The sequence below is a fragment of the Mesorhizobium sp. B2-7-3 genome (assembly GCF_006440715.1).
Lineage (GTDB): Bacteria > Pseudomonadota > Alphaproteobacteria > Rhizobiales > Rhizobiaceae > Mesorhizobium > Mesorhizobium australicum.
In genome coordinates, this window is the sequence record NZ_VFTY01000003.1 from 165,348 (window position 1) to 177,873 (window position 12,526).

Below are 12,526 nucleotides of genomic sequence, written 5' to 3' on the forward strand. Positions count from 1 at the left end.
GATCAGAACTTCAGTTTCTGCATGGCCATCATCAGGTCGGTGGAGATGCCCGATGTGACCGGTTTGGCAAAGAGCACGCTGACCGACGTCACCGCCGTCGAGGTCGGATTGTTGATCTCGTACATGCTGGTGAAGCGGGTCAGGAACTTGTTCAGTTTCACGGGGTCCGTGAAATCCGAGATGTCGAGCTTCTGCCCGAACAATTGCGCCTGCTTGTCGATGTCGGCGGTGGCGAAAGAATCGGGCAGCCCCAGCGAGGTGCGCACCACGCTGGCAAGCGCCGTGTCGGCCAGCACGTCGTACCAGCTGGTGATGGTTGATGCTTTGCGGTCGAAATAGAGCGCCAGCCGCACGCCCTCATTGGTCTTGCCGGCGTCCTCCTCGAGAGTCTGGCGCATGTAGTTGTCGACGGTCGGCTGCTGCGCCGGATTGATGGTGGTGGCTGCTTCGCCGTACTGCTCGAAGTTGAAAGCGGCGGCGAGCCCGGCATAAGCCTTGTTCGTCATCTTGTTGGCGACGCTGTCGGCGTCGCGAATGCCCCCGGTCAGCACGCTGCGGATGAGATCCTTGCTTTCCGTCGCCGGATCGAGTCCGTAAGCCGAGAGCGCATAGTTGTACAACCGGCTGTTGGCCATCAGGTCGTCGATGGATTTCACGTTCGTGACGTTGGCAAGGTAGTATGCGGTCTCCGATTTTATGGAGTCCGCGTTCGGCGGGATCAGGCCAAGCGCCGACCCCGTGGTGTAGATCTTCGGCGTGTCTTTCAGCACCTCGTCGCGCGACGTTGTCTGATCGCCATATTGGGCAAAGTTGAACGCCGTGACGAAGTTGGCGTAGCGTTTGTCTGTCAGCTTGTTTGCCGGGCTGTTGGGATCGCTGACGCCGCCCGCCAGCATCGTGCTGATCTGCAGCGGCTTTTCGGTCGACGCATCCAATCCGTAGGAAGCCATGGCGAAGGTGAGCAGGCGCTTGTCCGCCATGAGATCGTCGATCGACTTCACCTTGGAGATGTTTGCCGCGTAATAGTCCGCCTCGCCCTTGATATACTGGGCGCTCGGTTCGACCAATTTCAGTCCGGTTCCGGCCACATAGCCTTTCGGCACCGCCTGCTGGGCAGCATCGCGCGTGGTTGTCTGATCGCCATACTGGGCGAAGTCGAAGGCCGAGACAAAGTTGGCGTAGCTCTTGTCGGTCAGTTTGTTGGCTGGGGTGTTGGGATCGCTGACGCCACCTTCGAGCATGGCCCTCACGGTTGCCGCCGGTTCGGTCTCGGCGTCGAGGCCGAACGCGGCCATCGCGTATGTCAGCAGGCGGCTGTTGCCCATCAGGTCGTCGATCGACTTCACCTTGGAGATGTTGGTGACGTAGTAGGCGGTTTCACTCTGGTAGTAGGAGAGTCCTGCCTGCGAGGCGCCGATCTGGACTTGCAGCGCATAGTTGCTGGTCACCAGCTGCTGCGCCTTGTTGTAGATCGTCGCATTGGGGCCGTTGGCGGCGAAATTGAAGGCGCTGACGAACGCGGCGTAGCGCTTGTCGGTCAGTTTGTTGGCAAAACTGTTGGGATCGGAGACGCCTTCCTTGAGCGCCTTCACCATGAACGCCTTGGCGTAGTCCATGTTCTCAAGGCCGTAGGCCTTCATGGCGTATTTGAACAGCCGGTCATTTTTGACGAAATCGTCGATCGATTTCACCTTGGTGATGTTGGCGAGATAATATTGGGTATCGCGGTCGACCGTCGGCTGTTGCTCGATGCGGTCAATCGATTTGTTTATGTCTTTGGTGATCAACTGGTAGCTGGTATAGGTACTGAGCAAGGACGCGCCTCCGGCCGAAGCTATGCCAGCACAATAAGCTCACTTCCTTGCGCGAAACTGAATCGCTAAGTTTCGTGCCATGGCGGCTCGGATTCAAGCCTCACACAAGGCACGGGGACTATCCTTGTCCGACGTGAAATGCGGAAGGACCGGTCGTGGGCATTCTGATTGGACTTGTGGTGACGCTTGGCTGCGTCCTTGGCGGCTTCATGGCCATGGGCGGGCATCTGCACGTGCTGGTGCAGCCATGGGAAGCCGTGGTCATCTGCGGCGCCGCACTCGGCACCTTCCTGGTCGCCAATCCGATGAAGACGGTCAAGGATACCGGCAAGGGCATTCTGGAGGCCTTCAAACAGGCGGTGCCGAAGGAGCAGGACTATCTGGAAACGCTCGGCGTGCTGCACAGCCTGATGCGCGAGTTGCGCTCCAAGTCGCGCAGCGAGGTCGAGGCGCATATCGACAATCCGGAGGAATCGGCGATCTTCCAGGCCTTTCCAACCGTGCTCAAGAATCACGATTTGATGAATTTCATCTGCGACTACTGCCGCATCATCATCATCGGCAATGCCCGCTCACACGAGATCGAGGCGCTGATGGACGAGGAAATCCAGACCATCAAATCCGACAAGATGAAGGCCTATCACGCGCTGGTCGCGGTCGGCGACGGCCTGCCGGCGCTCGGCATCGTCGCCGCCGTGCTCGGCGTGGTCAAGGCGATGGGCGCGCTTGACCAGTCGCCGGAAATCCTCGGCGGCCTGATCGGCGCGGCGCTGGTCGGCACCTTTCTCGGCATCTTCCTGTCCTATGCGGTGGTCGGACCTGTCGCCACCAAGATCAAGACGGTGCGCGAGAAGAAGAACCGCCTCTACATCATCGTCAAGCAGACGCTGCTCGCCTACATGAACGGTGCGCTGCCGCAGGTGGCGATCGAGTTCGGCCGCAAGACCATCTCCTCCTATGAACGGCCGACCATCGACGCGGTCGAGCAGAGCACCATGAACACCGGCAGCGCCGAGAAGAAGGCTGCCTGAGCGATGCGCGACAGATCGGTGCCAAAACTGTCATGACGAGTCCGGGCAGCCCCTCGCAGGCGCGTTCGTTGATCATCGAGCGTCTGGTCGGCGACAGCGGTGAGACCGATCAGGTCATCGACGCCGGCCGTGCCATGGCCGAACGCGCCGTGCCGCTGCTGCAGAAGGGACTCTCGGGCGAGCTCGGCATTCCCGTAATTGTCGACCTCAAGGCCGTCGAGGTCAGCCGCGTCCCGGAGGCGCGCTCGCGCGCCGGCGACAATTTCGCGATGACCGTCGTCGGCTCGCCGGCGTCCTCGGACGCGATGACACTCGTCATGGATGCTCCCGCAATCGCGATCATGGTCTCCACCCTGTTCGGCGGCGACCCGGATATGCCGGTGTCGCCGATCGAGCGCGAGCTGTCGTCGATCGAGGCCGATGTCTCGACCATGGTGCTCCAGGAAGTGGCGCAGGCGCTGAACGGATCGGGGCGGCGCTCGCTCGAACTGCGGCTGCCCGCACCCCGCGCCATGTCGGGGATCGAGGCCAGGCGGCACGTGTTGCGCGACGGTGCCGCGATCCGCATCGTCCTTGGCATCTCGACGCCGGTCGACAGCGGCTCGATTACCGTGACGATGCCGCAGCGCATCGTGCTGGCGGGCCGCGATGCCACGGCCAGCATCAGCGAGGACGATCATGGAACCAGTTGGCGGGCACGCTTTTCGGAAGAGGTGATGCGCTCGACCGTAGCGCTCGAGGCCACCATGCCGCTGGCGCGGCTGACGCTGGGCGGCCTCGCCAACCTCGAAGTGGGCCAGGTCATCGACTTCGAAGAAACGGCGCAATCGCGGGCTCGCCTCGGCGCGCGCGGCCAGACGCTGTTCGTATGCGAGTTCGGCAAACTGGGTCAGAATTACACCGTCCGAATCAGGCATCCTTTCGATGCCGGGCAGGATTTCATCGATGGGCTCATGCCGGCTGGTGCCGGGCGCGCCTGAGCTTTTGGAGACGACGCATGGCCAAGACCAAGGTAGAAGCAGAGCTCGACCAGCCGGACGAGCAGCTCGATCGCGCCATCGAGGAATTGCGGGGGGTCTTGCACGAAGAAGAGCAGCGCCCCGATGCGGCGTTCCGGGCTGCGGCGGGGGCCAATTCAAGCGTTATCATGAACATCCCCGTCGATGTCCAGATCATCCTCGGCAGCACCGAGATGGCGGTTGCCGATCTGATGGCGCTGCAGAAGGGGTCGACGGTCGCGCTCAATCGCCGCATCGGCGAGCCGGTCGATGTCGTGGTGAACGGCCGCAAGATCGCGCGCGGCGAGATCACCGTGCTCGAAAGCGACCCTTCGCGCTTTGGCATCAGGCTGACCGAAATCATCGCCGGCACGAAGGGCGCCTAGACATGGATCGCGGAGCTCGCCGGTGGCGGCGGAGGCGAAAGGCATGACGACGCCGCTGACGACCCTGACGCGCGCGCAGAAGGCGGCCGCCATATTGGTGGCGATGGGCAAACCGTCCGCCAGCCGCCTGTTGAAATTCTTCAAGCAGGAAGAGCTGAAGGCGCTGATCGAGGGCGCGCGGCTGCTCAGGACCATTCCGCAGAGCGATCTCGAGCGCATCGTCGCCGAATTCGAGGCCGAGTTCACCGAGGGCGCCGGCCTGCTCGATTCCGCCGACAGGATGGACACCATTCTCAACGAGTCTCTCTCGCCCGAAGAGATGAGCGCCATCATGGGCGACAAGAAATTCGAGGTCGCGCCTGAAGGGCCGCCGCCGATCTGGCCCGATCTCGAAAAGCTCGAACCCTCGCGGCTGGGCGCCTTCCTGGCGGGCGAACACCCGCAGACGGCGGCCATGGTGCTGTCGAAACTGGCGCCGCAGGCGGCGGCGAGTGTGCTTTTGACACTGACGAAGCCGATGCGCGGCGAGATCATCAAGCGCATGGTGACGATGGCCAACGTTCCGGCCGCCGCCACCAGGATCGTCGAGAACCGGCTGCGCTCCAGCGTGCTGTCGGATACCTCCACCAAGGACACTTCGGCCGGGCAGGCGCGCGTCGCCAGCGTGCTCAACGAGCTGGAAAAACCCCTGCTTGAGGAAGTCATGCAGGATCTCGAAGCCGCCGGCACGCCCGACCTCGACGGTGTCCGTGCCCGGCTGTTCGCTTTCGACGACCTGCCGCTGCTCACCCAGAAGGCGCGCGTGCTTTTGTTCGACGGGCTGTCGACCGAGCTTGTCACGCTGGCGCTGCGCGGCACGTCGGCCGCACTGGCCGAGGCGGTGCTGTCGGCGATCGGCGCGCGCTCGCGACGCATGATCGAGGCCGAACTCGGGCAAGGCTCGGAGGGTGTCCCGGCCGCCGATATCATGGCCGCGCGCAAGACGATCGTGACGACCACCATCCGCCTGTCGCGCGAAGGGGCCTTCGAACTTCCCTCGACGCAGAACGCCGCCTAAGGCATGTCCGACGCCACCGACAAGGACTCGAAAACCGAAGAGGCGACGGAAAAGAAGATCCGCGATACCATCGAACAGGGCAAGCTGCCCCATTCGAGGGAAACGGCGCTCCTCGCCTCGTTCGTCGCCATACTGGTGTTCACAGTCTTCTATGCCAAGGACGCCGTCGTCGACCTCAGCACGTTCCTGTCGATGTTCCTGGAGAAGCCCGAGGCTTGGCCGATGGACACCGAGACCGATGTCATCGCGCTTTACAAGCAGGTCTTGTTCGAAGTGGGTCGCGCCGTCGTGAGCCTGCTGGTGCTGCTGACGGTTGCCGGCATCGGCGCCTCCGTGCTGCAGAACATGCCGCAATTCGTCGGCGAGCGGATCAGGCCGCAGATGTCGCGCATATCGATCGCCAAGGGCTGGAACCGGATGTTCGGCGCCCAGGGCTGGGTCGAGTTTTTGAAATCGCTCGCAAAGGTCGGTTTCGCCATCACCGTGCTCACCTTCACGCTGTCGGAGGACCACCGCAAGCTGCTTGCCGGGATGATCACCAATCCCGTCGCTTTCGGCCTCGTCATCCGTGGCATCGCCGTCGACATACTGGTGGCGATCGTGTTCGTCATGGGACTGATCGCGGCGATCGATATCGTCTGGTCGCGCTTTCACTGGAAGCAGGACCTGCGCATGAGCAAGCAGGAGGTCAAGGACGAGTTCAAGCAGTCCGAGGGCGACCCGATCGTCAAGTCGCGGCTGCGTTCGTTGGCGCGCGACCGGGCGCGCAAGCGGATGATGACGGCGGTGCCGCGCGCGACGCTCGTTATCGCCAACCCGACCCATTTCTCGATCGCGCTGAAATATGTGCGCGACGAAGATTCGGCGCCGCTGGTCGTAGCGAAAGGGCAGGATCTGGTGGCGCTGAAAATCCGTGAAATCGCCAAGGAGCATAACATCCCGATCTTCGAGGACGTGGCGCTCGCCCGCTCCATGTACAAGCAAGTTTCGGTCGATAATGTGATCCCATCACAATTCTACCAGGCCGTCGCCGAACTGGTGCGGATCGTCTACTCGAAAAAGGCTGAGCGCAGACAGATTTCATGAACCGGCAACCGCACGCAAAATCCCGCGAGATCATCGTCGCCAGCGCCATCGAACAGGTGGTGGTGGAGCTCAGGCTGATCGACGTCGCCGACTATATCGCCTTCATCCGGCTGGAGCATTTCGCCTGCCTGTCGGATCTGGTCGATTCAGCGGCGGAGCTGTTCTTCATGCCGGGTACGCTTAGGCTCGGTCATGGCGGCGAGGCGCATGTCGACTGGAGCGGCAGCCCGCGCATCGTGCTCGATCTGGAACTCAGGCCGCCAGGCGTGACCGTCTATTTCCAGCTGACGCTGAGCGAGACCGGCAGCACGGTCCTGGTCAATTACGTGTCGTTTGAAAAGCCGGGCGAAGACCCCGGGCACAACACGGCGCTGCTGGAGGCGGTGATCGAACAGGCCCGCATTCGCAAGGTCGAACCGCTGGCGTTCTAAATCGCTTCCTTTAGCCGAGAGCGGCTACTCGATAAGCCCCAGCCGCAACGCCTTGGCGACCGCTTGGTTGCGGTTAACCGCATTGAGCTTTTGGGTCGACTGGGTGAGGTACTGGTTGGCGGTGTGCACCGACAGTTTCAGGAGCCGCGCGATCTCCTCGCTGGTGTTGCCGTTGGCGGTCAGTTTCAGGCATTCAAGCTCGCGCTTGGAGATCGAGCGCATTCTGCCGACGTCTCCCGGACGCATCCGCGCGACGGCGGCGAACAGCGAGAAGCAGCGAGCGTGAATTTCGTAGAGCGCATCCTGCGGCAGCGCGATCTCCGATCCCAGGAAGACGACAAGACCGCATTGACCGCGATCGGCATGGACGGGGAAGGCAATGCCGCTCGACCCGGGCGTCAGCGGCGCCATCTGTCCGGTCCAGGCGAGATTGCCGAACATGTCGGCCATGGCCGCCACGCCATCATCCGTCCACCAGCGCGGCTCGGTCGAAATCCGGCTATGGCGAACGATGTCCTCGCCATTGGCGCCTGAAATGAACTTGGTCGCCACCGCGACGCCGGGATAATCTGAATCAAAGCACGGGACCAGCCGAGCGCGCTCCGGCGACGGGCTGACGAAGTACAGGCCGAAGGCCGAGGCATTGATGTCGACTGAGATCCAGCGGCAGCGGCGCACCGCATCGGGAATGGTGACGGCGTGATGTGTTTCGGATCCCAGCGAGAAGGCACCGAACGGGCTGCGCTGCTCGTTGAAAAGGGCCTCCGCGGCCTCCTTGATGTCGGCGTGTTTCAAATGATGCCACTCCTGATCGCCGTGGCGATGGCCATCGCACGGTTCGAGGCCGCGAATTTCTGGATGGCGTGGGTGATGTAGCTGTTGACGGTGTTGGAGGAGACGCCAAGGATCACCGCCACCTCGTCGGTGGTCTTGCCTTCCGAGACCCAGAACAAGCATTCGCGCTCGCGGTCCGACAGCGGATCCTGCATCGCCGCGGCGGCGATCAACTGCGGGATGTGCGAAAGCGCGTAGCAGCATTTCAGCTGCGCCTTCATCAGCGCCGGCTGGTCGATCCGGCCGGCGGCGGCCGCCGAGAACAAGGCGAACAGGCGCTGACGGCCGACATTCAGCCGCAGTGAATAGACCTCGGCATGGCCGAGCACGTCGAGGAGCCGAGCCTCTTCGCCCGAGACCAGCCCGCCGGCATCCGGCGCCTGGGCCGCCACCAGCGGCGTCGGACGGATACCGGGTGCGGCGGTGAGCGGGCCTTGTGCAAGGCCGGCGATCAGCCGCTTGCCGATCAACTCGATGGCGTCGAAGATCCAGTTCGAAGACACGATACGTGCATCGTTGCGGTCCTGGTCATGGACGATGGCGACCAGCATGTAGCTGTCGGCGCCCATCTCGGCGGTCAGCTCCATGAAGAAGGAGGTGAGATCACCGCGCGACGTCAGGCGCGAGCCCAATGTGTCGGATTGAAGAGACGCGGCGGGACTGCTCATCTGCTGCTTTTTGGTCGGAATCAATTCTGATGCCCGGCTGCTGGAGTACCAGCTGCCGAACCCGAAAACGCGTTACTTTTACGAGACACACACGAGGCGCGGGGCCGCGCCCAACCAGACGGAATCCATTCAGGGAACGCGAGACATCCGCGTCTGGCGCCGGAAAAATTCCGGAACGTGAGACTTTGGGTGGTCGCCGCGCCCCCCGAGGACCGGCTGATTCGGGTCTAATCTACCCGCAGATGAATCCGACATCAAACGCGATTTGACAAAATCGAATCCGGTGGACTCGGCCTGCGACTCAGCGGCCAATTTCTTTGCATTTCCTGGGCACGGAAATCGAGCCGCGCAGGCCGGCCATGATTTTTGCGATGGGCTTACGCGGCGCCTCTGGGTGCAAAGAAGGAGCGGCTGCCGCCACCCTTCCTTTGTCCGTCCTCCCCGCAGACGCTGCGCTTGCTGGACGACCGCTCTACCGATCCTCGAACCCAGTCAGCACGCCGACGGCATTGATGCCGATCTCCTCGACGGCATAGCCGCCCTCCTGGACGAACAGCGTCGGCAGGCCGAGCTTGGCGATGCGCTGGCCGATCTTCGGATAATCCAGGCTTTTCAGCTTGAATTGGCTGATCGGGTCCTTTTCGAAAGTGTCGACGCCGAGCGAGACGACGACGATGTCGGGAGCGTAGGCGGCGAGCCTGGCGCAGGCATCCTCCAGCGACACGTTCCAGGCATCCCAACCGGTGCCGAAGGGCATGGGATAGTTGATGTTGAAGCCTTCGCCAGCGCCCGCGCCACGCTCATCGGCATGGCCGAGGAAGAACGGGTACTCGACCATCGGATCACCGTGCAGGTTGAGAACCTGTACGTCGGCGCGGTCATAGAAGATCTCCTGCGTGCCGTTGCCGTGGTGATAGTCGACATCGAGGATCGAGATACGCTTGGCACCCTGGTCGCGGAACCATTGCGCGGCGACGGCCGCGTTGTTGATGTAGCAATAGCCGCCCATGAAGCCGGCCCCGGCATGGTGGCCGGGCGGACGGCAGAGCGCGAAGGCCGACCTATCGCCGTCCTTGACCAGGCCGGCGGCGGTCAGCGCGACGTCAAAGGACGATTTGATCGCGGCCCAGGTGCCCTCGACGAAGGTGGCGCCGCCGTCGAAGGAATAATAGCCGAGCAGGGCGTCGATGCGCTTGGGCGGCACGTCGCCGCGCAGTCCGCGCGTCGGCCAGGTGAAGGGCATCGCCGTGCCCGCATGGCCCTCGGCGATCCATTGTGGCCAGACGGTCGGCAGGAAGTCGATGTAGTCGGCCCTGTGGACGCGCTTGGCGGCGGCGAGGTCGTGCTCGACCGGGGCAATGATCGGTCCGAGCTTCTCGCTTTCGACCCGCGCCTTGATGAACTCCGCCCGCGAGGGCTTTTCGAAGCCGGGCACGATGGCTGACGTGACCAGTTCCATCTGCCCGGCATGACCGGCGTGAAGTGGCGAATAGACAGTCTTCATGAATTTCCTCTCGAAGTGCGAAGCGGTTTTCCGTCCGGAATTGCATTGAAATCGGTCAGTCAAGGTTGAGGTAGGGGCTCACCAAGGCGAGCCACATGGTTTCCACATCGTCCTCGATGAGGTCGAACGTCCTGCGGTCCTTCTTCAGCCCAACGAGCCGACAGACGTGCCCGACCTCCATCATCAGCACGCCGAGCCGGCTGGCGATCTTGCCTTCGAGTGCGGGGTTCACATGCTGCAGCCATGCAGCATAGAGGGCGATGATCTGGTCATCATATTCGTTCTGGATCGGCCGCAGGTCGGCATTGCCTGAAATGGCCTCGATCACCGGCATCAGGGTGGCGTTTTCGAGGTAGAGCTTCGACGTGTCGATGAACAGCTTGCGCACTTCCCGCCGAAATTCTTCGCGGTTGGTGGGCGGGGCGACCTTGATGCGCCTCGCGATCACCTCGGGAAAGGATGACAGCCAGCGCCGGGCGAGATCCAGAAGAATGGCTTCCTTGTTGGGAAAGTACTGGTAGACCGAACCGACCGACAGGCCCGCGCGCTGCGCGATGGCGAGCGTCGTCGGTGTCCTGGTTCCTTGCTCCCGCGTCAGGATCAGCGCAGCGTCGAGGATCCTGTCGACCACCTTGCTGGACCGTTGTTGCCGCGGCTGCTTGCGCGGCTCGAGCGTTATCTTGGTTTTGCGGTCGAGACTGCGCTTCACTGCTTGATGCCCTCGTTCCCCGCCTGGTCCCAACACAAGCGGGGCGTGCTGTCCACAATACATTCTAAATCCGGCATGTTGACAAACGCGAATAATCAGTCGCATTCTTTATCCACACTGTCTCTTGGGATAACAAGGGAAATTTCGAAGACAGCGTACTGGCATCATTGTCCGATAGCGCCGCTCCGTGGTGTGGCGGGTCGTTGGACGCGGAGTTTTGCCCGTCTCATTCAGTCGTCAAAAGCGCGGAGTTGCGATGTCGGTCACGGATGCGGGTGATGGTGCGGATCTGATTGTCATCAACGGTCGTGTGCTGACCATGGACGGTGACAATCCCGCCGCCGAGGCCGTTGCCGTCAAGGACGGCGCCATCATCGCCATTGGCAGCCGTGCTGCAATCGAAGAGTTCAGGGGAACGGGTACAAAGGTCATCGACGCCGAGGGCGGTTCGGTGATCCCGGGTTTCATCGAGGCCCATATGCATCTGTTCGGCGGCGCGGCTGAACTCGACAATCTGCACCTGGCTGCCGTGCATGGCTTCGATGCCTTGCGCGATGCTATCCAGCTCTTTGCCGCGACGCGGCCCAATGCCAAGCTTCTGATCGGCGCCGGCGTCGACTATGCGGTCCTTCCCGAGCCGGTTACGCGGCATCATCTCGACCGCATCATTCCCGACCGCCCCTTCGCCATGTCGGCTTCCGACCATCACACGATGTGGGCGAACACCAAGGCGCTGGAGCAGGCAGGGCTTCTGCATGGCCGCCAATTGGGGCCGGGCAACGAAATCGTCATGGGCGCCGACGGACTGGCCTCGGGCGAATTGCGCGAAGGTGAGGCATTTGGTCCGATTATGGAATTCTTTGGCCAGAACCGCACGCGGCTTGGCCTGACTGGCACGGAGCCGGAGCCTTATCCTTCGGCCGAGGAATTGGCTGCCGACCGCGATCTGATGCATCGCGGTCTCGAATGGTGCGCCAGGCATGGCATCACGTCGATCCAGAACATGGATGGCAACCTCTACCAGCTTGAATTGCTTGCCGGCCTGGAGGCGGAAGGGCGGCTTATATGCCGTACAAAAATCCCGTTCCATTTCAAGAACTTCATGACACTGGGCATGCTTGAAAAAGCGTCGGGTATGGCCGCGACCTATAACTCCGAATGGCTCTCCTCGGGCATGGTCAAGGTGTTTTACGACGGTGTGCTCGATTCTTGGACTGCCGTGATGGTCGACGACTACGCCGACCGTCCCGGCTGGCGCGGCGAGCCATTGTTCACGCCCGAGCACTTCGCCGAGGTGGCAGTGGAGGCCGACCGCAGAGGCCTGCAGATCGCCGTTCATTCGATCGGTGACGGCGCAGTCCGCGCGGTGCTGGACGGCTATCAGGCGGCGCGGGAGAACAACGGCAAGCGGGACAGCCGTCACCGCGTCGAGCATATCGAAGTCATCACCCCGACGGATGTACCGCGGTTCGCCGAACTTGGCGTCATCGCTTCGATGCAACCGCCGCATCCGCCCGGCGCCATGAACTTTCCGCTGGAGCCGACGATTTCGCGCATCGGTCGCGAAAGGTGGCCGCTGAGCTATGCCTGGCGCACGCTGAAGGATGCTGGCGCCCGCGTCGTGTTCGCTTCCGACTGGCCGGTCTCGCCGGTTGATCCGATCCTGGGCATCCAAGCGGCGGTGATGCGAAAGCCTTGGGCAGAGGGCTTGGCGGACCAGAGTTTCTCGCTGCATGAAGCGCTTGCCGGCTATACGGTCGAGGGCGCCTACAGCGAATTCATGGAACACCGCAAAGGCGTGCTGAAGCCGGGTTATCTGGCGGATCTGGTCGTTTTGTCGGCCGATATCGAGAGGACTGCCCCGGAAGCGTTGCATACGGTGCGGCCGGTGACGACCATCTGTGGCGGCAAAATCACCTACCAAGCCTGACTGTGGCATGGGGCTTGCTACCCCAAGAGTACACTGAACTGTGAGTCAATGCCGGGCTTGCCAACATACCGGGCGTGT

General features: G+C 62.4%; 12 protein-coding genes. 7 read left to right on the forward strand and 5 right to left on the reverse strand.

The window, feature by feature from the left end; translation table 11 throughout:
* Positions 1-2 precede the first annotated feature (2 nt).
* Positions 3-1,814: a DUF1217 domain-containing protein gene (locus tag FJW04_RS08255; protein ID WP_140713472.1), complete on the reverse strand. Its 1,812-nt coding sequence runs from the start codon at positions 1,812-1,814 to the stop codon at positions 3-5.
* A 155-nt stretch (positions 1,815-1,969) separates the two neighbouring features.
* Here FJW04_RS08255 and motA point away from each other — a divergent pair, with 155 nt between their 5' ends.
* The 6 genes from motA to FJW04_RS08285 are packed head-to-tail and all read left to right on the forward strand — an operon-like array spanning position 1,970 to position 6,803.
* The gene (gene motA / locus FJW04_RS08260) at positions 1,970-2,845 is read left to right on the forward strand and encodes a flagellar motor stator protein MotA (protein WP_015315920.1); all 876 of its coding nucleotides are present in this window, start codon (positions 1,970-1,972) and stop codon (positions 2,843-2,845) included.
* 32 nt (positions 2,846-2,877) lie between these two features.
* On the forward strand, positions 2,878-3,825 hold the full coding sequence (locus FJW04_RS08265) for a FliM/FliN family flagellar motor switch protein (RefSeq protein ID WP_140713474.1): 948 nt from the start codon (positions 2,878-2,880) through the stop codon (positions 3,823-3,825).
* Positions 3,826-3,842: 17 nt separating this feature from the next.
* Complete coding sequence (gene fliN, locus FJW04_RS08270) at positions 3,843-4,229, forward strand: flagellar motor switch protein FliN (protein WP_015315922.1); 387 nt, start codon at positions 3,843-3,845, stop codon at positions 4,227-4,229.
* A 43-nt stretch (positions 4,230-4,272) separates the two neighbouring features.
* Positions 4,273-5,286, forward strand: a complete 1,014-nt coding sequence (locus FJW04_RS08275) for a flagellar motor switch protein FliG (protein ID WP_015315923.1) — start codon at positions 4,273-4,275, stop codon at positions 5,284-5,286.
* Between the two features lie 3 nt (positions 5,287-5,289).
* The gene (gene flhB, locus FJW04_RS08280; RefSeq protein ID WP_140713476.1) at positions 5,290-6,372 is read left to right on the forward strand and encodes a flagellar biosynthesis protein FlhB; all 1,083 of its coding nucleotides are present in this window, start codon (positions 5,290-5,292) and stop codon (positions 6,370-6,372) included.
* Positions 6,369-6,803, forward strand: coding sequence for a hypothetical protein (locus tag FJW04_RS08285; protein ID WP_015315925.1), 435 nt, complete (start codon positions 6,369-6,371; stop codon positions 6,801-6,803). The genes flhB and FJW04_RS08285 overlap by 4 nt, the downstream gene beginning before the upstream one ends.
* A gap of 24 nt (positions 6,804-6,827) precedes the next feature.
* On the opposite strand, the gene FJW04_RS08290 is transcribed toward FJW04_RS08285, so the two are convergent.
* The 4 genes from FJW04_RS08290 to FJW04_RS08305 form a co-directional block, all read right to left on the reverse strand.
* Positions 6,828-7,598 carry a helix-turn-helix transcriptional regulator gene (locus FJW04_RS08290; RefSeq protein ID WP_140619467.1) on the reverse strand — a complete coding sequence of 257 codons (771 nt, stop codon included), beginning with the start codon at positions 7,596-7,598 and terminating at the stop codon, positions 6,828-6,830.
* Positions 7,595-8,305, reverse strand: a complete 711-nt coding sequence (locus FJW04_RS08295) for a helix-turn-helix transcriptional regulator (protein WP_140713478.1) — start codon at positions 8,303-8,305, stop codon at positions 7,595-7,597. Before FJW04_RS08295 ends, FJW04_RS08290 begins: the two co-directional genes overlap by 4 nt.
* Before the next feature lie 472 nt (positions 8,306-8,777).
* Positions 8,778-9,809, reverse strand: a complete 1,032-nt coding sequence (locus FJW04_RS08300) for a histone deacetylase family protein (RefSeq protein WP_140713480.1) — start codon at positions 9,807-9,809, stop codon at positions 8,778-8,780.
* Positions 9,810-9,864: 55 nt separating this feature from the next.
* Positions 9,865-10,518, reverse strand: a complete 654-nt coding sequence (locus FJW04_RS08305; protein WP_140713482.1) for a TetR/AcrR family transcriptional regulator — start codon at positions 10,516-10,518, stop codon at positions 9,865-9,867.
* Between the two features lie 256 nt (positions 10,519-10,774).
* On the opposite strand from FJW04_RS08305, the gene FJW04_RS08310 reads away from it, so the two are divergent.
* Positions 10,775-12,448 (forward strand): amidohydrolase, encoded by a 1,674-nt coding sequence (locus FJW04_RS08310; protein WP_140713484.1) that lies wholly within the window; start codon positions 10,775-10,777, stop codon positions 12,446-12,448.
* Positions 12,449-12,526 lie beyond the last annotated feature (78 nt).

What these genes read in the sequence shown, in the direction of transcription:
- FJW04_RS08265 (WP_140713474.1), top strand. Translation starts at nt 2,878, where the DNA reads ATGACGAGTCCGGGCAGCCCCTCGCAGGCGCGTTCGTTGATCATCGAG.
- fliN (WP_015315922.1), top strand. Translation starts at nt 3,843, where the DNA reads ATGGCCAAGACCAAGGTAGAAGCAGAGCTCGACCAGCCGGACGAGCAG.
- FJW04_RS08275 (WP_015315923.1), top strand. Translation starts at nt 4,273, where the DNA reads ATGACGACGCCGCTGACGACCCTGACGCGCGCGCAGAAGGCGGCCGCC.
- flhB (WP_140713476.1), top strand. Translation starts at nt 5,290, where the DNA reads ATGTCCGACGCCACCGACAAGGACTCGAAAACCGAAGAGGCGACGGAA.
- FJW04_RS08285 (WP_015315925.1), top strand. Translation starts at nt 6,369, where the DNA reads ATGAACCGGCAACCGCACGCAAAATCCCGCGAGATCATCGTCGCCAGC.
- FJW04_RS08295 (WP_140713478.1), bottom strand. Translation starts at nt 8,305, where the DNA reads ATGAGCAGTCCCGCCGCGTCTCTTCAATCCGACACATTGGGCTCGCGC.
- FJW04_RS08300 (WP_140713480.1), bottom strand. Translation starts at nt 9,809, where the DNA reads ATGAAGACTGTCTATTCGCCACTTCACGCCGGTCATGCCGGGCAGATG.
- FJW04_RS08310 (WP_140713484.1), top strand. Translation starts at nt 10,775, where the DNA reads ATGTCGGTCACGGATGCGGGTGATGGTGCGGATCTGATTGTCATCAAC.